Source organism: Shimia sp. CNT1-13L.2 (genome assembly GCF_024331145.1).
Taxonomy (GTDB): domain Bacteria; phylum Pseudomonadota; class Alphaproteobacteria; order Rhodobacterales; family Rhodobacteraceae; genus Shimia.
The window spans coordinates 116,294-138,086 of sequence record NZ_JANDJO010000009.1; the positions used below are offsets into that span (position 1 = coordinate 116,294).

Sequence of the window (21,793 nt, forward strand, 5' to 3'; positions counted from 1 at the left end):
TCTTCACCAATTCACGGTCAGGGTTGGGGCAAATCTCCCTGCTCATGGTGAATGACATGTCCGAAACCTCGCCCATTCTTGGCCTGCCCTATATTCAGCCGTCCCAAGCCCAGAAACACGTGACCCACAACGAGGCCATCCGCATGCTGGACGGCATCGTTCAACTCACTCTGGCAGAGATCGAAGCCACCACACCGCCGGGTGTGCCACAGTCCAATGCGGTCTATGCCCTGGGGGTCGGCGCGGGTGGTGCCTGGGCCGGTCATGACTTCGAGCTGGCTTTCTGGCGCGACACCGCCTGGCACTTCCTGCCGCCCCTCGAAGGCTGGCTGGCCTGGAACAAGGCGGATTCAACATTCCGCGTCTGGCACAGCGGTGCTTGGGAACGCCCATCCTGGGAAACCGACAACCTTCCTTCAATCGGCATCAACACCACTGCCGACCTGACGAACCGCCTGTCAGTCAAATCGGCGGCAACGCTTCTGACCCATGAGGGCACCGATCATCAGCTCAAGATCAACAAGGCATCCAGCAGCGACACCGCCAGCCTTTTGTTCCAGACCAACTGGTCCGGCCGCGTAGAGTTCGGCTTGTCAGGGTCTGACGATTTCGTGGTCAAGACCTCTCCCAACGGATCAGACTGGGCAACCTCGATCAGCGTCGATCACGCCACAGGTTTTGTCGGGATCGGTTCTGCCAACTCCAGCTTTCCGTTGACGATTACGCACAATGATGCGGGCAGCCCGGTCACGTTTCGATTGCAGAACTGGAGCGGTGAGGCATCAACTATTGCATCTGCCCGCGGCATGGTTCTGAGTTCCGACAACAACGATAACTCCAGCAGCACCCAAAGCTTTATCGCCTTCGAAGTCGACGCAACGGAATACGCCCGCCTTGCCGCAAACGGCACCATGACAATTGGCGTATCCGCGAACAAACCCGCTGTGCACATCAAGGACATCCTGCGGATCGAACCGGGCAACGGCCCAAGCACCCCGTCCACTGGCGACATCTACTTTGATTCCACATCCACAAAGTTGCGCTGCTACGACGGCACAACGTGGCACGACCTTTTCTAACGGAAGTTTCGATCCAATTTGCCCATCATTTGTACCGGAGCTTGGCCATTTTGCGTTTGCAGAAATGTGACAAAGAACTGTCTGGACAAACAATCCACCATTTGCGACCAGTTGATTAACCCAAGTATTTAAGGACAGCTGCCATGAGCGTTACTCTTGACGATCAAAAAGTATTTTATGCATCCGTACCCAAAGTCGCCTGCACATCGCTGAGGCGCATGTTCTTTGAGTTCGAAAACGGCTTTGAATTTCGGCCCTTCAAGGTGAATGGTAGGCAAATTTTCATTCACAATGTGGCTTACAAAGGGCTTCTGCGCGAAAACTTCCCCGAGAAACGCATTGCTGATTTCCACCGCGTGACGCTGGTCCGTGACCCGATCCAGCGGCTTCTATCGGCCTTTGGCAACCGGGTTGTGCATCACAAGGAACTGTCCAAGAGTGCTGCCGGTGCCAACCTGAAAAAACTCGACCTCGCTCCCAATCCCGATCTCGACCTGTTCATTGAGAAATTCGACGACTACAGACAGGCCCATCCTTCTATTTCTCACCACACCCGGCCGATCGTGGATATTCTTGGTGATGATCCAAACTACTTTGCCAAGATTTACCCGTTACATGATATCAAGCAGTTCGTAAGCGACATGAGCGAACGTCTTGGTGCCGAACTCAACCTTGGTCGCAGCCAGACCGGTGGTCCCAAGTTCAAGGTCGACGACCTCACCGATGGCCAGATCGAAAAGCTAAAAACCTTCTACGCAAAAGACTACGAGATCTTTGGCGAGTTCTTCTGAGGGTTTTTCCGGCAAGGGCTTATTTGCCCTCGCCTCTCATATGTTCCAAACGCTGCCCCATAACTTCAAGAGCAACCTTTTCGTCGAAGGTTTCCCCTAGAAACTCAAACAGGGGTCTGAATGCCTGCACATCCTTGACGTAGTCATCATAGTGGAGGTGAATGCAGCGATCAGGATTGGCTTCGCGATACTTCTCGAATGTGGTTTCCGCCAAATTGAGAATTTTGTCGACATTTTCAAACGACCGCGACGCCCACCACCCGGACTTTGCAACCGCCTTGTGATCGCGCGTGTTGATCACGAAACGGGCGTTTGGAAAGTAGGCATGCATAAAGTTGAGATACCGCGGAAAGAACGCGGGATGCAGGTGAAACCGGATTTCCTTGAATCCAGAAACCCGAACACCTTCATCGGGTTGAAGAACTGTTTTCACAAAGGTGTCGGCAAGACTTGCACCATAGACGTCCGGAAAGATGTTTTCGCCCCCAAACCACGGATGGGTCTGGTTCGTTTCCTTTCCTGCATTGCGCAGCCCGCGCAACGGCTCGGAATCCACGATTGAAGCCCAAGACTTCACGAGGTGAAACAGCGCATCGTTGTTTTCACCACGGATCTGATAACCTGGAATTGCATTCAGCATGTTCTGAAGCAGCGTCGATCCCGACCTGCCGTAGGTCACGATGAACACGTAGCCCTCAAGGTCGTTGAGACCTAGAACATTTCCAGACTTCTGAGATTTCATTCTTCAAGTGCCTCCTCAGGTTCGGCTTTGGCGGGTTGTTTGACTTTCGCGACACGCGTCCGTTTTAGATGCTCCAATCCCGCCTTGTTGATCTCTTCCAGACGGTTGAAAAGCTCATAGTCTTCCGAATAGTAGTCTCGAATTTCCTCGACAAGTGCGTCGGACGGCGCGTTCTCCAGGTTTTTTACCTTGCTGACGTTTGTCTTGGGCAACTTCGTCGCAAAATCCAGTTCCGATGCAAGCAGGTTAAAGTGATCTGCCAACTCATGGTATGGGATGATATAGTCGGCGAGGAGATCACCGTTCAGCCGCGTGAAAAAGTCCCGTTGCTGAGGTTTCTGGTTTCTCTTTATCGAGCGATTGACCCGTTTGCGCCAAAACTCCTCAAAGGTGGTCCCTTCCGGCAGAGGATTGCTCACCTTGTTTCCAACCCGGTACCGATACCACGATTGAATCCAGTCAACTGGATCTCGCATTACGCCAAATTTGAAGAAGGTCTCGGGGGCGTATTTTTTTTGGGCAAACAGGAAATCATATTGCCGCACGGCCTGGCGAAGCAAAATGTGCTTTCCACGATCCGGCCCTCCGCGATGGATTTCTGCTTCGGGAATAAGTGCTCTTTCGATCGACGTCGAAGCCGTTTTCGAGTTGGCAATGAATACAAAACGCTTTTCGACACCTATCAGCATGGATATGTCCTCATGTAAATTAGCCTCTCAACCCATAGGGAAGCGGCTTGAACGTATTGCGAGCATAAGCGCACAATGTTCGAGTTCGTAGCATAGCTTCTTTATAGGTTTCAACGAATGGTGGGGGTAAGAAAAACTGGCTTCCATCATGTTCCGATAGTGCCTGCGACCGTTCATCCGACGCATCCATCTCTTGCTCACAATCCATCGAAATCGCAGTCTCCGTTGCCCCTATCGGCATATCGCCGAAGCAACGGTCTTCGCGAAAACTCCATGGCTGTTGGATCTGCCGGTTGCGCAATGAGCTAGGGTTTCGTCCAATCGAACAGGACTCCGAACACATATGGTTTCCGACCGTCTTGAATTTTGAGAATTTCGAGAGCGACGCGGTGAGAGACGCGCCTCCACGGCGAAGCGTGTGGATCAACCAAGGTTTCTCAATCATTGGTCTACCTGACCTGTGCTTGTCGATCATCTCTAGGCGGTCTTTGATCTTTTGAATGTGTGGTAACTTGCCGGTCGGACGAAAGCAAATGTTTCGGAGCCAATAGCCCAGCACCCGCTTGGATTGTGCCGAATTAGCGTCACCTACCAAGGGTTTTCGAGCGATTTACGCGTCAAATTGCTGCATCGCCGCATCGAACGCCACTGATCCTTAACGCGAACCAGCAGATTGCTTGACCAGCGCACCTTGAATGCGGCACAGAAGGGATGCGCCCAAAGGGCGATAGCAATATTTACTTTACTGGCGGAAGAAATGTCCAAGACCCTGATCCTCCACATAGGCCATTACAAAACCGGCACCACAGCCCTTCAGGTTTTCTTTCATCAACATTTGGAATTCCTTTCAAAGGCAGGCGTAGATTATCCCGACGTCTGGATGCACAACTCGAAACACTCGGCCTTCGCATTTTCGCTGCTGCGCGCAGCGGGCGTAGGCAAGTTGATGTATGACTACAGCGATCCCACCAAACCTGAAAAAATGTGGGGCGATCTGTTCAAGGCCGTACTCGAATCCGAACAGCCGAATGTCCTGATCAGTTCGGAAGAATTCATGCGGATCGGCCAGTTCCCGCGAGCCCGGGAGGCGCTCCAGAAAATTCTTGAGAACCGGCCTGAAGGTATCAAGGTCAAGGCCGTCGCCTACCTGCGCGAACCCGGGGCACACCTGCATTCCTGGTACAATCAGTTGATCAAGATGCGCTTCCGCGTTGCCGACATCAACCGCGCGGTAAATGGCGACATTGAGGAAATCCACTACAACTATGAACGCGCTCTTGGTCCCTGGATCGAGATGCTGGGCGCCGAAAACGTCAGCATCCGTCCTTATGTCAAAGACCCGGCCAACCCCGCTGCCCTGCACGAAGACTTCGTCGAATACTTGGGAACAAACCTGCCGCCCGATCTGTTGAAGATCGAGAAAGACCCGAACCCTCGCATGGATGATCGTGTCGTCGAGCTTGTTCGCCTGATGCAGAACATGGAGCTGGGCAAGAACACGATCAACGCCGTGCGCAAGCAGGCCCTTGATTACATCGACATGCAGGACCGCCAGATCGTGCGACGTGGCGAAGGTATGACCGAAGCACGCGTGCGTGCCCGCCAAGGTCTGGAATGGCTTGAGACCCAGTCTGGCAGCCATATCAACACCGAAGCCTTCATGCAGAACCTGCCCCAACCGGCATCACAGCAACAGGTCGATCAGGACCTTATGCTTGGCTTTGTTTTTTCCGAGTTCCTTCACTTGCGCCAACGCATTAATCGGTCGAATTTTTCCGCACTGGAAAAACGTATCGAAGAACTTGAACAGAAATTGAAATAGGTGGTTTTGGATCCATGAAAATTCTCTTCTACAACTGGGTCGACTACCTGGACGATGAAAAACGGGGCGGCGGCGTCAGCGTCTATCAGAAGAACGTGATTCACGAACTGAACGCCGAGGAAGAGCGCGAGTGCTACTTCATCTCGTCTGGCATCTCATACGACCTGTTCAACAACAAGCCGCGCTGGGAGCGGGTCAAGCACGGCCCGACCGAAAACCGGCGCCGCCGGTTTGAGATCGTGAACTCTGGCGTGCTTTCACCAGCTCACCATTCCTTTGGTCACGAGGTTCAACTCGACGAAGAGGAAACCACCGAAGCCTTCTTCGACTTCATTCGCAAAAAAGGCCCGTTTGATGTTGTTCATTTCAACAACCTCGAAGGCCTCCCGGCATCTGCCCTGAAGATCAAGGAGCATTGGCCGGAAACTCGGGTTATCTTCTCGCTTCACAACTACTACCCGCTCTGCCCGCAGGTAAACCTCTGGTTCCAGGAACGAGAAAACTGCCTCGATTTCGACAGTGGGAAAAAGTGCGAAACCTGCCTGCCGCATCATCATGATGAACGTATTGTTCGTCTCGCCAATGCCGTGGCTTTCAACCTCAAAAAGCGCGGTATCCGCCCCGGGTCTCGTCTGTTTGACCGCGGTTTCGGCCCGTCAATGCGCTTGGCAGGCAAAGCAGTGCGCGTATCGAACAGGCTCTTCAAGAAGGGCCAGAAACCCACCCCCAAGAAGGAAGGCTCGAACAAGCTTCTCAAGCGCATCGAGATGAGCCATCGCAAGTACACGCGGCGGCGCGCGCAAATGGTCAAGACCATCAACACCTATTGCGATTCCGTTTTGTGCGTTTCTGACCGCGTGGGCGAAGTGGCGGCCAAGTTCGGCATTGCTCCCGCCCTGATCCAGACCAGCTATATCGGCACCCGCCATGCTGAAAAGTTCGAGCACACACATCCGAAACCATCGATCGTAAAGCCGGATGGCAGCCTGACCATTGCCTATCTGGGCTACATGCGTCGCGACAAAGGGTTCTTCTTCCTTCTGGAAGCGCTGGAAGCCCTCCCTCAAGAGCTTGCCGAGCGCATCCATGTCGTGATCGCGTCGCGCCTCATCGACCAGCCAACCATGGACCGCATTACCGCGCTTAGCGAACGCTTTGCCTCCTTGTTGTTTGCCGATGGCTATACCCACGAGCAACTCGACACGATCCTGGAAGAGGCGGATCTTGGTGTGATCCCCGTTCTCTGGGAAGACAACCTCCCGCAGGTTGCCATTGAAATGCATGCCCGCCACATTCCATTGCTCACCTCTGATCTCGGCGGTGCGCAGGAGCTTGGCAATTGCAAGAACATGGTTTTCAAAAACGGTAGCACAACCGATTTCGCCAAAAAGATCGGCGCTATCCTCGATGGCAAGGTTTCGACCGAGGACTACTGGAAGAACGCTATGGCGCCGCATTCCATGGCTGAACACCTCGACGAGTTGCACAAGGTTTATGACACGAAGGCGCGTCCAATCGCATATCTGCCTTCGGCCGAACCAAAGGCAAAACCATCCAAGAAAGCCGCAGCTGTCGCCAGCTGATCATGCTTCAGGATTGATGCATAAAAGGCTCCGGGGTTCCGGAGCCTTTTCATTTGGATTATTAGTCAAGGATGCGCTTGACCTCGGCACAATCGCGCCAGTGGATCGACACCTTGGGATCATAGACAACTTCCCGGCCTTCCGAGACCAGCGCCAGATACTTGCGGTACTCTTCTGCATCGTTGAAGTGCTGTCCGCGCGCGACCTCCGCCTCGGCCTTGGCCCGGAACTGAGCGTTGTATTTGAAGTGGGCAAAGATCATTTCCATCTCGGCCACCTTCAGATCCGCCACATAGTGAAGACCCGCAGAAGGCCGCATCCAGGGCTTGTACTTCAACAGCGCATATTTCTGCGCGGTGAACAGTTCCGGCTTGGAATCCGGCAGCAACCTGTGGCGCAGGGCGCTGGTCACCGTCTTGCTGTCCGAGAATGGGCCACGTGCCGCCATATTCCGCAGGAAGGGTTCCTTGTCGACCTGATCGGCTTCCGAAAACGGATCCCCGCTTTCCAGCGTGACACTGCTCAGCTCGCCCTTGGGGTACATGTCCAGCATGTAGAGACGTACCGCGTCCACGTCCTCGAACTGCTTGGATGCAAGAAGCTTGGGCAGAGAGGTTTTCTCCCATCCCTTGTAAACCAGCAGTTCGTCGGCATCCGCCACCAGCGACCAGCGACCAACCCGCAGGTTTGCAAGGATCGCCATCTGCCATGTCACGCCGTACTGCGAGTTGTTGTAGGAACTGTCGACCGAGAAGACGGCCACGTCCGGCTGTTCCAGGAGATATTCCAGCGTGCCATCGTCCGACGTGTTGTCCGAAATCAAAAAGGCTTTCACACCAAGTTTGCGATAATGCGCAAGGAACTCCGGAAGCATGAACTTCTCGTTGCGCACACAGGCCACAACCGCCACGTCTTCCTTGTTCAGTGACTCAAGCTTCTCATCGCTGCTTACCAGTTCAAGCAGATTGCTCTCGTATCCAAGTTTCACGGGCGCAAACGTCGGCCAGATCTTGCGGGGATAGAGCTGTGGTACCTTCAGCCGGTCCATCGCCTCAAGCTGTACGACGTGTGTATCCATGTGGACCTGCTTGGCCGGCGACAGAGGCCCTGCAAAGAACGCGTTCTGCCACAGCGAGACCGGCGTTGCGGCACCATAGGTGCGCCGCTGGATCGTCACATAGTAGTCTTCTTCACTGACCTTGATGTTGGACAGCGCGAGAAGATCGCCGATCATCTTGTCTTCCATGAAGCTGACAGAGATCAGGCCCTGACCTTCCGTCGTTTGCATGGTTTTGAGAATCTCGCCCATCGCTCGGCGACTAAGGGAATACCCGCTGCCGCCATCCGCGTATTCCGACGGTTCGGGTGACTTATCAAGTTCCTTGCGGCCACGTTCGGATTCCGACTTCGAGAAGTGCCAAACCCGGTCAGTCTGCCCCTTGTGACGCAGAAGCCGGCGGCCGTAATAGTCGAATTTCCGATAGCTGAGACTTTGGAAATACTCGTCCACGTTGATGAAGCAGTCATCATCGATCTTGAGCATGAAGGCAAAGTCGGTGTTCTCGTAGACCCATTCAACAGACTTCAGGGTCTTCTGCGGCAAGCCCTCATAGTTATCTGGCGCATCCAGATACACGATGTCGCCTTCCCGGCGGCCATCACCATCCCCGACCACCACGATATAGGGAATGCCCAGCGCCTTCAGCTTGCCAAGCCAGCCCTCACGCATCGGATCAATGCGCTTCGAGAGATAGGGTACACACGAGAACACAACGACGATCGTATCGAACAAGGGTGTGATTGCCCCAAAGTCGAGCTCCTTGTCCACGACCCGTTCAACTTCTTCCGGTACCGAGAATCTGGGGAACAACGACAGACCCACGAGTGCCAGCTCGTTGTTCATCCGCGCGGCCGTTTGTGACAGGGACCTTAGCGCAGAATAGATCGCGGGTTGCGCGAACAGGTTGTTCTTCTGATCGCTTGGCGTCTGCGCGCACAAAAGATTCAACTGGGCAAGGGCTACTGTCGCCAGCGCCTCTTCTTCAAGGCGGATCAATCCGTCGAACAACGCAATCATCAATCCCAAGCCAAGGAAATCGCTGCGTCCCGATGACAGGATGTTGAGCTGCGTTAGCAGGTCCTGCAACCGGTCTTCGGCCGCTTCGCTGTCACCGACAAGATCCCCTTTGGCAATCGCCGTCAGAAATGCCAGAGCGCCCTGTCCATAGGAAACCTGCTGCTCGTAAAGCAACGCATGTGGTGTGTCCTTATGGCGTTTGCGGATCGCGCGTCGGACAATTTCCGCTTCCTGAGGCGAGGCGTTCTTTTGGAAACCCGGGAACGCCAGTCCGCGCAGCAGGGCGCTTTCGGTATCCTGTCCACGCAGCAACAGGCCGTCCAGCATGGCATTTTCCACCGGCTCTTCAGCGACTTTCTTGGGAAGGCCGCTCGGACCCAGCAGCTCAAGCCGGAAACGGCTGGCTTCCGGGTTCTCCATGGACTCAAAAAAGGCAATCGCCTCTTCCAAACCATCAACGTCACCACCCACACCGGCACGCACGATCTCGAACTGGCCTTTTGCGAAACGCAAAGTCGGGCCTGCTTCGATGCCTTTTGCCTCCAGGGCCTCATCAAGAACTGTCCAGAATATGCGCGAGAGGCCAAAGTTTCGAACCGCGAACTTCTCGATATCGCGACACAGGTAATCGGCGAACTTGTCGCGCGACGTGATCAGGAACACGATCGTCTTGATCAGTTCGTTGCAACGCAAACGCGACCAATAGTGGTTATTCCGCTTCTCCAGCAGCCCCTTGAACGCATAAATAACGTTGTCGCGCGACTTGTCGGTTGCAGGACCATCACTATCGCTGACAACTTTCCGAATGGTCCAACCCACCGCAGGCGTGGCGATCCACCCACTTCCGGCCGCATCGCTCAGTGACCAAAGCGCGCTTGTGACCTCGTCCAACCGGCCTTCCATGCCAAGGTAAGGCAGGATAACCGAGTTGTGCCACGCGTTCTTGCTTGTCTCAAAGGTCTGTGCGCCGCGCGTCGCCGCCTGGCGGTACAGATCCTCAAACTGGTCGGAACAGCAAAACTCGTCGGTCACGGCCAGCATGAATGCGCGATACATTTGGGTCGTCAACGGTAGCTTGCCAGCGACCTCATTGAATGCGGTAATTGCATCAGGGCTTTTGCCTGACATCAGTCGCGACCCAAACATCTTGCGCGCCTTCTGCAGCAGCAGGGTATCCGGCGTCTTGACGGCCGGAACAAACTTCGGCTGATCGGCTTCCGGCAATTCGAGATATTCGTCCAACCCATGATCGCTAGCCGTCTGGAGCAGAACTTCCTGGGTTTTCTTCGCCAGTTTGCTCCAGAGATCGCCGAACTTCACATGTTCCAGCGCAAGCAGCAGGTTGAAAGTCTCCGATGCAAGGTGTCCCCGCGCAGCGATCTCGTCGATACGTTTTGCAACCTCGGATTTTTCAAGCAGAAGCGGCTGGCCACAGACCGCGCCATTGCTTGTCACCTTGAGCTTTACGGAATCCGCAGCCTTGCTGGCCTCCCAAATCCGCCCCGGAAGTTGGGCAACGATGCCAACCTTCGCGTCCGGCTCGATGTCATATTTCTTGGCGATCTCCGGCATTTCGCTGGCGTGGAACAGGATCGGCTCCTTGAGCCCCTCCACCTCGACAATCACCGACTGTTGCGTCAGGGCGGTATCCACACCCCACCCATAGACATCAAGCCCCTGGCCAAGGTCGATGCGGCCTTCGCCCTCGCGGTTCTGGTTGGCCGCGCCTTCAATCACAAAGCTCGATTTATCCAGCCCACCGGAAAAATTGATGTGCTGAACGCTTTCAAGACCTGCAAAATCTTCCTGGAACCGGAAAAGCTCGTTGCCTTCGATCTGAACCGCCACGGTCTCGCCGTCAAAACGGATGGCGACATCGTCAAGCCGATCCCCCATCTCCAAAGGCTTGCTGATCTCTCCCTGCCATTCGCCATTACGCTTGGCATTCACCACGGCAAGGTTCTTGGCCTTGCGCAGTGACAAGTGAAAGATGATCTGCTTCTTCGTGCGGTCGAAAAACGAAATGTTGGCAAAATCCACATCCGAAAAATCAACCGCGTATTTAAATTCGGCGCCTCCGAGAGATCGGAAATTAAGCATACTAAGCTCCTGCTAATTCGGTAGCTGAATCAATTGCGTCACTGGGAAACTACATACCTTCTTTGAAGGGTTTTTAATGGTTTGTCCAATGAAGTGCGGCGCTACTCCCGCGTGGGTTGAAACTAATTTTCCCCAAGGCCAAGGATGCCTTTCAAATGGTCTCCGACATAGGGATCAAGCGACAATTCACTGGTATCCAGCGTTTCTAGGTGCGCCTTGGCTGCATTGGCAAAGGCTTGTTTGTCCTCTGGGTTTGGGAAGTCGGCAAAGTTGATCTTCTCCCAGACGGCCCGCACGAAAAGCCGGGTTTTCTGCTGCGGCGTCAACGGCTCTCGCACCGCGGCATGTGACAACCGCTCCAAGGCCCAGACAAGAGTATCGACGGTTTCGGGACGACGCCAGAAACGGCGTGTTTCACCTCGATTGGCAATACGGGCCCTCTGTTTCGAGATGTAGACGGCACGATCGGCGTGCGCCAATGCCTCGATGATCATGTACCAAGAGGCCAGCGGCTCGATCTGAAAGCGGATTTTCCGATTCTGAAGGAACACCCGGTCAAAGATCTTCGCCGAAGGATGTGCGTGAAGATAGACACCCTCATCTCCCGCTGGCTCGAACCCGTCTTCATCCAGGAACATCTCGGTTGCCACTACGGGATCATGCAGTCCCGAGTGCGGTGCATCCGGCGCGCCCCCCATCAGCATGACCGCCATGCCGACACGGGCATTCGCCTTGACCAGCCGGTTGTGCCAGGTGCCCAACGCCGCAGGTGGCAGGGTATCACCGGCATCAAGGAACACGATCGCATCGCCCCGCGCCGCATCCAGCCCCCGGTTGCGTGCAGGTGCAACACCCGGCGCTCCGTTCCCAGTCAGAACCGACGCATTTGCAAACGGTGCCGCGCATTCGAACACCGACTGGCGCATATGCTCGGCGCCATCATCCAGCACCACGAGAACCTCGGCCTCACCCATCGCCTGCACAGCAAGCGACTTCAGCGTCTCGCGCAAAGGACCGGGGTTGCCATCCGTCGGCACAACCACCGTCACCGGAATTTCACCACGCAGTACACTCATCCATGAGGCCCCGACGCCAAGTTCATCAGACGCCCCATCCCCGATCAGGGCACGGGAATGATTGATGAACCTCTGCCGCAATTGACGGTCATGCAGCACCAGACTCCGCTCGAACGTCACCCGTGTTGCAATGGCGGAAAACGCCTCCTGCGCGTTGGCCTTGTCCGAGTCAAACATCACCTCGCGCATCAGCTCGAGAATGCGAAACTGTTCGAAAACCCTTTCTGATTCCTCGCGCGTGATTTGCCCCTCGCGCCCACGGGTATGAAGGTACAGGGGCTCTGGCAGCAAGACGATGTGATCCGTGCGCTTGGCATACCGGTAGTAGAAAGGATGATCCTCGAAATACAGCCCCTCATCAAAGCGCAGACCCTCGATCAGGTCGCGCCGGTAGAGCTTGTTCCACGCCGATGGATAAAGCCGAACCACGTCATTCCAGTCTTCCAACGACTGGCGGCGCGGTTGCAACATGTCGATGTCCGGCGCGCCATGAGTGGCCGAGTGCAATTCCGTACGACCATCCGGGAAACAGAACGACACCGCACAACTGACCCAGTCCGCCTCGGTCTGCTCAAGCGTCTCAACCATCCGTTCAAGAAAGCCCGGTGCAACCCGATCATCACTGTCGATAAAGCTGACATATTGCCCGCGGGCATGTTCCAGCCCGGCATTGCGCGCCGCAGACAGACCGGCATTGGCCTGTTGATGGATCTGGAACCGGGGGTCCTCGGACACCAACGAACGTGCAATGTCGCCACTACCGTCGGTCGATCCGTCATCAATCAGGATCGCCTCGAAATCGGTAAACAACTGATCCTGAAGCGATTGAATGCAGGGGCCGATGTGATCGGCCACGTTGTAAATGGGAACAATCACCGAAACCTTCGGCGAACCAATCGTTTCAGGGGGGCGCATTGCCGGCCTCCGCAATCTTAGTAATCTTGCCCTGCTTGAACCGCCCTTTGCCCCACAGGTCAAGCATCAAGCCATCTTCAGCTACTAACAGCGACAAGTCGCGCAACCCTAGGGGACAAGTTTGAGCGTAGGGGCCTTGGTGGCAGCCGTCTCTTGCTGCATTTGCGCCAGCATGTAGCTGCTCAGCCCAAGAATCTCCTGAGCATGACCAAGATCTTGGGTAATCAGAATGTTCAACGGTTTCCTGTCGAACATGAACAGCTTGAAGGTCCGGGCGGCGCGGTAGGCAATGCCCTTCTTGGCAACGATCACGACATCAACCGCCCCCACCGCATCGCGATATGCGTATTGGTAAAGTTTCTTGAGCCTGAGAATTTCCAGCAGCCCCGCAACGGCATCGGTCATCTCTCGCAGGTCCGCCAAGATGCGCATATCCGGTCGAAATTCCGGATCACGCACATATTCGTAGAAAAGCGCCTCGAGCTCCCGGTAATTCGTGGTGCCGGATATTCGCACGAATTTCACGTTTTCCGGCGTATGGATAATGTAAGACGCTGCCATTAGTGATCCGCAAAAAGTAGCCCGAAATCTTGTGAGCTCAGCCCCGCGTGTTCCTCTGTCCAAGCCAACCCGCGTGTCCCAGCATCACGGAGCCAAATTACTCGGGAAAGGCACAAAACGAAACCCGCCTCACGCTAGGATCGACAGATTGGAAGCTCTCTTGGAGGATGTTTCGGCAACGAACGACGCCACTGGTTGATAATGGGCTGAAGTTTCTTCTTGTGCCAGAACTTTGGCGCGCCGATTTCGTTCAGGCACTGGGCATTCCAGTAAGTACCGGACTGCGCCGGCGATTTGCCTTTCTTCACGGCGCGCGCCACCGCCTCGATATCCCCCGACTCGGGATAGAAATACAGGCTTGTCGGATTGCCTTCGACCATCGCGATGATCTCTCGTGACACCTCTTCCGACCACGTCGTACAGCCATTGCTGCGCCCGCTGGTGTAATCCACCAACCGTCCGAACGGCACAAAACCGGCAGTGTCCGCATGGCGACTGCTCGCGTTCTTGTAACGACACTGCCACTTGAGAAACACTGCCTGATGCCCGCCGATCGCCCGCTCGCGCGCATTGCTGATCTCGCCTTCGCCATCAAACAAAAGGAAGGTCCGGTAAAACGGAATACGCTTGCCCGATTGCTTCAGGAACCCTTTGAACGATGTCCGGGTCTCGGCCGTCATATAGGCGCCCCCCGCACTCAGCTTCGACCCTTCGGCGTTGCTGAAATGCTGCGCGCACTCGCGCCCGTTTGCGAAATTCGCACGCGGCAACTTGCGCCCGTTGCCATACCCCGATGACACCGCGCGGAACGATTTTCGCCCTTCGCAGATGATGTAGAAGCGCCGCCCCGGTTTACCGTCCGGCCCGGTGCTGGGCCGCGTGGCATCCTTTGCGAAATAACAGGAGTTTCGTGTCGTGCCTTCCGCCGTTTTCCTCTGGTGCAAAGCCCGCGCCCTCTCAAGAACCACAGGCGCGATCTTCCCGTCTTCCGTTCCGACATGACGCTGCAACCACTTTGGAATGTCATCGGATGGCTGGTTCGCCCACGCTGGTGACATGACCACGATCATGCCCCACCACAACCCAATCAACACGTACCGGAGCGTCTTTCTAGGCAAGCCACACACCTCCTGCAGAACCATTCCATCATCAAGAATAGCCACAGATTCCCAACTCCGCAAACTGCGATGCACCCGCGTCGGCCATGTTCCACCTGCTGCCACCTCACGGTCAGGATTTCAGGTCGGCTCTTGCGTCACACCACGCCGACACAATCGGACAAGTGCATGTTTCCCCCGATGATCTTTCCTTTGACACAGGTTCCGCCACCAAATACCGTCGGTGCGTTAAAGCTCATTTTCAGTGCTAAACCCTATTTTTTCCAAAGGGATTTCAGGATGACAACATTTACTTTGGTCGGCGGATCCTGGGCGCTTGACGCCCTCGGCAATGCAAGCGACTGGCAGGCAACCTCCCTGAAGCTCACGGTCTCCGAAGACTTCATGTTGTCCTACACCCCCCTGTCAAGCAGTGCGACACCGCATCTTCCAGAGGCCATTCAGCTGGGAGCAGCCGTCGGCACGCTGCACAATCTGCATGTCGGCACGGACGCCATTGATCTCGCACCCGCCTCGACAGCAGGCTGGACCGTGCGCGCGGGCCGGATGACCTATACATCCGGAAATTTCACCGACTTCCTGATCCTCGAACAAGACCCAAGCGCCGCAGACCCTCTCGGCCGGGTGCATTTCTTCCGGATTGGCGGACAGGGGGCAACGGCTCTGACCCACACCGGTGACCTCTCCAAGCTGAACCGTGTCACCGATCTGAGCGCGATCCCTGACGGGGCAGTTTCCCCGAATACAGCCATCGACCTCGGCACCATCCCCGGAATAGTCACAAGCCTCGCAGACTCGATCACCGGCACCCAGGGGTCGGACACGATCCTTGGCGGACTGGGCAAGGATTGGATCTCGGGCCTAGGTGGGCATGACAAACTCGATGGTGGCGATGGCGGCGACACGATCCTGGGTGGTAACGGGCGCGATACAATCCTCGGGCAGGCGCATGACGATTTGCTAAGTGCCACCGCAGGTGCCAACTTCTTGTCTGGCGGCACAGGTAGCGACACGATCACAGGCGGTCTTTTCAAGGATACGATTTTCGGCGGCGATGGTCTGGACGTGATCAACGGTGGGTTGGGCGCCGACAAGATCAATGCGGGTGGCGGCGCGGACACGGTGACTGGTACGGGCGAAGATCTCGTCAATCTGGGCAAAGGCAACGACACCTATCTGTTGGATGCCGCATATGCCGGACGGGCCGGCGACACGGTCGACGGCGGCAAATACAACGATCTGATCGACGCATCGGCTTCAACCATGGCGGTCAGCCTGATCGGCAATACAGGCAGCGACACGCTCTACGGAGGAAGCGCCGACGACACCCTTGAAGGAAATGCTGGCAAAGACAGCCTTTATGCCGGCAACGGCAACGACTCGGTTCTCGGCGGCACAGGTTTCGACTACGCGGAGCTCGGGGACGGCGATGACATCTACAAGGATGTGAACAAGGGCGGCGCAGACACGGTTCTGGCCGGGGATGGCGACGATACTGTCAGGACGCTGGATGGCCATGACCTGATCATCACATCCAGCGGCAACAACCTGATCGAGGCGGGCCTGGGGCAGGATACAATCCGGATCGGCTCTGGCAATGACACCGCCAAAGCTGGCCTCGGCAATGACCTGATCGAAATTTCCGGCGGCACCCTGAACCAGATCGAAGCCGGCAACGGGTCCGACACCATCGTCGTGCAGGGGGGAACAAGTGCCCTGAACCTTGGTCTGGGCGAGGATGTCATCCGCCTAGCTTTCACCGATACCGCAAACGCAGGCGAACAGCGCGTTCTCGACTTCAACCTGAAAAAGGACACCATCGATCTCGGACCACTGGCCGATATCACCGCCCACTGGGATGGCATCAGCAATCCTTTCGCGGCCCTTTTGTCGCTTGAACAGGACGGCGCAGACACCTTGCTGCGCGCAGATTTCGACGGCGACGGGACGGCCGACACCACTTTGCTTCGCATCGAAAACCGCAAGTCCGAAAAATTCACCGCCGCCCACTTCGGCGGATACGAGATCGTGGCCCGCCCGGTAGCGCAGGATGATCGGTTAGTGGGCGATCCGATCCCAGAGTTTCAGGTAAACGAGGTGACACTTAGAACTCAAAGAGATCCAAGTATCACAGCTCTGGACAATGGAAATTTCGTGGTCACATGGTGGTCGCTCGACAGGCAAGAAGATGAGAGTAGCTCAGGCATCCGGGCGCGGATTTTCGGGCCAGATGGGAATGAGGTTGTCAGTGACTTCTTGGTGAACAGTGTAACTGCAGAATCACAGGTGTACCCAAGCATCACCACACTTGAAAACGGCCACTTTGTCGCCGCATGGTATTCCAACGACGGCGTTGACGACCCGGATTATTCGGGAATTCGCGCTCGTATTTTTGATGCAGATGGAAATGAATTTGTCCCCGAATTTTTGGTGAACGAATTTACACAAGATGAGCAGACGCAGCCATCGATGGCAGCCATTGGCAATGGGCAATTCGTCGTAACCTGGTTGACGCGGGAGGGGTTCTCCCCCTGGGAATCAAAAAGCATTCAGGCGCGCATATTTAACTCGGATGGAAGCGAGGCCGTCAGCGAATTCCAGGTAGACACAGTATCGGCAAGCGATCATCGGTCACCAAATGTAACTGCTCTTTCCACTGGTCAGTTTGTGGTAACATGGAGTTCTATTCACCCCCCCGAGGATGCAGATCGTTCTGGTGTCAGAGCTCGCATTTTCGACGCCGACGGAACCGAAGCCGTCAGCGAATTCCAGGTCAATACCGTCACAAATGGCTTTCAAGTTAGTACAGTCATTTCTGCACTGGAGAACGGACGGTTCGTAGTCGTTTGGACCTCTAGTGATGGTCTGGAAGACACCTCCGGTCCCGGAATTCGCGCACGCATTTTCAATGCGGATGGCAGCGAGGCCGTGCCAGAGTTTCAGGTCAACGAGGTCACGTTTGCCAGCCAATACGAGCCAAGTGTCACCACCCTAGCCGACGGGCGCTTCGCGGTCGTTTGGCAGTCGGATGAAGGCGAGGATAATTCACAGACAGGGATTCGCGGGCGCATTTTCAATTCCGACGGCAGTGAATCCGTCAGCGAATTCCAGATCAATGAGGTATTTGCAGACTTTCAGTTGATGCCAACCATAACGGCCTTGGACAATGGCCAATTTGCAGTGGCCTGGATGTCAGGGGATGGCATAGAAGACACCTCGGGAGACGGCATCCGCGCACGGATTTTCAACGCCGATGGCACCCCCGTCAGCGACAGCAGGGCCACCGCCGACGCGCCCGTTGTCATCTTGGCTTCTGAACTTCTTGCCAATGACACCGATGCCGACGGCGACACCTTGGTGATCACCTCGGTTCAATCCACAAGTGCCAACGGTGCGACGGTGACGCTCGATGCCGATGGCAACGTGGTTTACGATCCGACGTCCTCTTCGATCATTCAGGCGCTGGTGCTCGGAGATCGGCTGGATGACACCTTCACCTACACCATTTCGGACGGCAACGGAGGCAGCGACACGGCCACCGTCACCATCACCGTGTCTGGAAAGAACGGCGATCCAATCGCAGCCGACGACAGCCTTGAAGGCCCGGATGCCACAACCGATCCGGCCTATACGGACGAAGATACCGTCACGCAAATCGCGGCCACGGACTTGCTGGCCAACGACAGCGACCCCGACGGCCATTCCCTGACGATCTCTGCGGTCGACGCCACTTCCGCCAACGGCGCGACGGTGACGCTGGATGCGGATGGCAACCTGATCTACGACCCCACAACCGCCGCCGCTATTCAGGCGCTGGCCGACGGGGCGTTTCTGGAAGACACGTTCACCTATACGGTCTCCGACGGCAACGGCGGCACGAATACCGCAACGGTGACAATTGCCGTCTCCGGCCTCGACGAAAACACCGGCCCTGTGGCCGAAGATGACACGTTGGGGGGGACACTGACTATTCCCGAGTTCCAAGTGAACGAGGTCACGGCGGGACATCAGTCTGAGCCTGTTACCGCCAATCTTAGCAACGACATGTTCGTAGTTGCCTGGCAATCAAATGACCAGACAGAAGATGCCTCAAGTACGGGTATCCGCGCGCGTATCCTGAATTCGAACGGCAGCGAGGTTGTTAGCGAGTTTCTGGTCAACGAAATCACTCAAAATTCTCAATCCCATCCAAGTATCACGGTTCTAAGCACAGGTCAGTTCGTGGTGACATGGCATTCGTATGACCAGACCGAAGATACGTCGTCTACTGGCGTACGCGCGCGTGTTTTTGATGCCGATGGCACCCCAGCCGGCGACGAATTCCAAGTAAACGAAGTTCTGCAAAATGGACAGGCTGCTACCAGTATCGCGGCCCTCTCCGAAGGCCTGTTCGTGGTGGCGTGGTGGTCTCTCGACCAGACCGAAGACACAGATGGGTATGGAATTCGTGCCCGCATTTTCAATGCGAATGGCAGTGAGGTGGTAAGCGAGTTCCAAGTCAACTCCACCCACACCGGCAGCCAACTCTATCCACACGTCGTGTCTCTCAGCAACGGACAGTTTGTTGTTGCCTGGAATTCCAGCGATCTGACCGAAGATCCAAGTGGCAATGGTATTCGCGCCCGGGTGTTCAATGCGGATGGCAGCGAAGCCGTGACTGAATTTCAGGTCAACAGTGAACTAACAAACCACCAAACTTACCCAACGATCACGGCACTGGAAAACGGGCAATTTGCGGTCATCTGGCACTCGCTTGACCAAACCGAAGATACATCCGGTTATGGCGTTCGGGCGCGCATCTTCAACGCGGATGGCAGCGAAGCCGTAGGTGAGTTTCAGGTCAATGAGGTATCAAATGGCAATCAGTATTTTGGGTCGACCGCCACTCTCTCAAATGGTCAGTTCGTGGTCACATGGTTTTCGGACGATCTAGCGGAAGATACAGAGGGCTTTGGTATTCGCGCCCGTGTTTTGAACGCAGATGGAACTGAGGCTGTCGGTGAGTTCCAGGTCAACGAAGTTACCACGAACAATCAGTATACACCCAATGTCACCGCGCTGGACAACGGCCAGTTTGTAATCTCGTGGCACTCAACCGACCGAACCGAAGACACCGACGGCCACGGCATCCGCGCGCGGATATTCAATGCGGATGGCTCCCCTGCAACCTCGGCCCTTGCCCATGAGGATCAGGTCACGACAATTGACGCGGCAGACCTGCTTGGCAACGATACGGACGCCGATGGGGATACGCTGGTGATCCTGTCGGTGGAGGCTACCTCGACCCATGGCGCGGCCCTGTCTCTCGATGCGGATGGCAACGTGGTCTACGATCCCACCGCGGCCTCTACTCTACAGGCGCTTGCCGCCGGCGATTTCCTCGGAGACAGCTTCACCTATACGGTCTCGGACGGACAGGGCAGCACGGACACCGCCACTGTTTCGCTGACCATCGCCGGACTGGACGAGACAGTCGGAGGCGCCGAAGAAAATACAGATGTGCTTTCATGGTAAACCGACAGCCCGGAATGCCCAATATGACCTGGAGCGCAACGGTGGAGTCGCGAAATAGCCAATGAACAAAACCTCTCATGCCCCAGGATTGGAAGCTGTTCGAGTGTGTCAGAAACGGTAGCTAGTTTTCACCAACACTGAAGTTTTGAGCTTAGCTACCTACTATGTTGCGCGGCTCCAACTCGAAACTCGGCCGCAAAAATGCGCGACCAAGTTTCATTGGTTATTTGACAAGAAAGGCAATGAAACTTGCCTCACACCTTCTCACCCAACCAGCTCCGGTGCCCCGGAACGCTCTGATACCGACGGGTCGTAAGGCGCATAGTCAGTGTATCCCTCGCTGCCCCCGCCGTAGAGCGTCAGTCGCGCATCCGCATCGAAATCCGTGAGCGGCCAACCGTTCTTGAACCGCTGCACCAGGTCCGGATTCGTCACATAAGGCGTACCAAAGGCGACCATATCCGCATACCCTTTTTCAAGCAGGTCTTCGGCACCTTCCAAAGTTAGCTTACCAGCGACCATGATTGGGTTTGGATACGCGGCGCGCGCCGCGATACGGAAACTCTCTGGCACCGTCTCAAAACGCGAGATGTGCTCCGAGAAGTGCACATAGGCAAGCCCCATGGGCGACAGTTTTTCGAGGATCTTCAGAGTGATCTCGACAATTTCAGGATCCGGATCTGCAAACCCTTCAATGACGAAGGGCGACAGGCGAACCGCCACTCGATGTGCACCGATGGCATCGCTGACGGCGCTGAGAACCTCCAACAGGAACCGCATGCGATTCTCCTGGCTGCCGCCATAATCGTCGTCACGCTGGTTGCTGGCCAGACGCAAAAAAGACTCCAGCAAGTAGCCATGCGCAGCGTGGATTTCCACGCCATCAAATCCAGCCTCAATCGCGTTGTGTGCAGCTTGGACATAGTCGGCAATCGTGTTTTGAATATCCTCCAGGGTCATAGCGCGCGGGGTTTCGGTTTCGATCATGTCGTATTCGCCATCCGGCCTTGGACCGAACACCTTGTCAGGGTCTTTCAGCGCCGACGCTGAAACCGGAGTTTCACCCGAAATGACCGAGTGACTGCGACGCCCCACATGCCAAAGCTGAACAAACATCGCGCTTCCGGCCTGATGAACCGCATCCGTTGTTTTACGCCAGCCCGCGATGTGTTCCGGCGTATAAATCCCCGGCGTCAGGGAATACCCGCGCCCTACGGCGGAGATCGGAGTACCCTCAGACACGATCAGGCCCGCATTCGCGCGCTGGCTGTAATACGTCGCCATGATCTCATTGGGGACATCACCTGGCTGAGAAGTACGAGAACGGGTCATGGGGGCCATCGCAATGCGGTTGGCCAGCTTGAGTTTTCCCAATTCATAGGGAGAGAAAATCTTGCGTGTCATCTAGGTCTTTCCTCGGCGTGTGATTGTCAAAAGAGGTAAAAATGCACGGGCACGCTTTCCACAGGTAAAGCGGCAAAGCAGTTTTGAATTTCAGGCACAGGGTTCTGTCTTGGCAGCGGGTGGCAGATAGGCGGCAAAGTTCATGTCACGCCCGCATACATCCGATGAAGGGTTGGCGACGATTTGCCCGCCGCCAAATAGTATCGGTTTGGAAAGAACCTCCATCAGAATTCAACCACCGCGCGGATGGATTTGCCTTCGTGCATCAGGTCGAAGCCTTCGTTGATCTGATCGAGGGTCAGCTTGTGGGTGATCATCTCGT

Annotated in this window: 12 protein-coding genes; 5 read left to right on the top strand and 7 right to left on the bottom strand. The window is 55.7% G+C overall.

What is annotated here, in order from left to right; genetic code table 11:
- Positions 1–56 precede the first annotated feature (56 nt).
- Together NNA36_RS16640 and NNA36_RS16645 are read left to right on the top strand one after the other, a co-directional pair.
- Entirely contained in the window at positions 57–1,079 is a 1,023-nt protein-coding gene (locus tag NNA36_RS16640; RefSeq protein WP_255109072.1) for a DUF2793 domain-containing protein, read from the top strand.
- A gap of 143 nt (positions 1,080–1,222) precedes the next feature.
- Entirely contained in the window at positions 1,223–1,870 is a 648-nt protein-coding gene (locus NNA36_RS16645; RefSeq protein ID WP_255109074.1) for a sulfotransferase family 2 domain-containing protein, read from the top strand.
- Positions 1,871–1,889: 19 nt separating this feature from the next.
- On the opposite strand, the gene NNA36_RS16650 is transcribed toward NNA36_RS16645, so the two are convergent.
- Positions 1,890–2,612: a sulfotransferase gene (locus NNA36_RS16650; protein WP_255109076.1), complete on the bottom strand. Its 723-nt coding sequence runs from the start codon at positions 2,610–2,612 to the stop codon at positions 1,890–1,892.
- The gene (locus tag NNA36_RS16655; protein ID WP_255109078.1) at positions 2,609–3,301 is read right to left on the bottom strand and encodes a sulfotransferase family 2 domain-containing protein; all 693 of its coding nucleotides are present in this window, start codon (positions 3,299–3,301) and stop codon (positions 2,609–2,611) included. The genes NNA36_RS16650 and NNA36_RS16655 overlap by 4 nt, the downstream gene beginning before the upstream one ends.
- A gap of 673 nt (positions 3,302–3,974) precedes the next feature.
- Here NNA36_RS16655 and NNA36_RS16660 point away from each other — a divergent pair.
- Together NNA36_RS16660 and NNA36_RS16665 are read left to right on the top strand one after the other, a co-directional pair.
- A complete protein-coding gene (locus tag NNA36_RS16660) occupies positions 3,975–5,123 on the top strand; it encodes a sulfotransferase family protein (protein ID WP_255109080.1) in 1,149 nt (382 codons plus the stop codon).
- Between the two features lie 14 nt (positions 5,124–5,137).
- A complete protein-coding gene (locus NNA36_RS16665) occupies positions 5,138–6,706 on the top strand; it encodes a glycosyltransferase (protein ID WP_255109081.1) in 1,569 nt (522 codons plus the stop codon).
- A 61-nt stretch (positions 6,707–6,767) separates the two neighbouring features.
- Here the strand turns inward: NNA36_RS16665 and NNA36_RS16670 are convergent, their stop codons facing one another.
- The 4 genes from NNA36_RS16670 to NNA36_RS16685 all read right to left on the bottom strand — a co-directional run bounded on the left by NNA36_RS16670 (position 6,768) and on the right by NNA36_RS16685 (position 14,493).
- Complete coding sequence (locus NNA36_RS16670) at positions 6,768–10,883, bottom strand: glycosyltransferase family 2 protein (RefSeq protein WP_255109082.1); 4,116 nt, start codon at positions 10,881–10,883, stop codon at positions 6,768–6,770.
- A 122-nt stretch (positions 10,884–11,005) separates the two neighbouring features.
- A complete protein-coding gene (locus NNA36_RS16675; protein ID WP_255109084.1) occupies positions 11,006–12,874 on the bottom strand; it encodes a glycosyltransferase family 2 protein in 1,869 nt (622 codons plus the stop codon).
- 108 nt (positions 12,875–12,982) lie between these two features.
- Complete coding sequence (locus tag NNA36_RS16680) at positions 12,983–13,435, bottom strand: hypothetical protein (RefSeq protein ID WP_255109086.1); 453 nt, start codon at positions 13,433–13,435, stop codon at positions 12,983–12,985.
- Between the two features lie 134 nt (positions 13,436–13,569).
- A complete protein-coding gene (locus tag NNA36_RS16685; RefSeq protein ID WP_255109088.1) occupies positions 13,570–14,493 on the bottom strand; it encodes a murein L,D-transpeptidase catalytic domain family protein in 924 nt (307 codons plus the stop codon).
- Between the two features lie 339 nt (positions 14,494–14,832).
- Here NNA36_RS16685 and NNA36_RS16690 point away from each other — a divergent pair, with 339 nt between their 5' ends.
- Positions 14,833–20,067 (top strand): cadherin-like domain-containing protein, encoded by a 5,235-nt coding sequence (locus NNA36_RS16690; RefSeq protein ID WP_255109090.1) that lies wholly within the window; start codon positions 14,833–14,835, stop codon positions 20,065–20,067.
- A gap of 264 nt (positions 20,068–20,331) precedes the next feature.
- Here NNA36_RS16690 and NNA36_RS16695 read toward each other — a convergent pair whose 3' ends face one another.
- A complete protein-coding gene (locus tag NNA36_RS16695) occupies positions 20,332–21,471 on the bottom strand; it encodes an alkene reductase (protein ID WP_255109092.1) in 1,140 nt (379 codons plus the stop codon).
- Between the last annotated feature and the right edge of the window lie 322 nt (positions 21,472–21,793).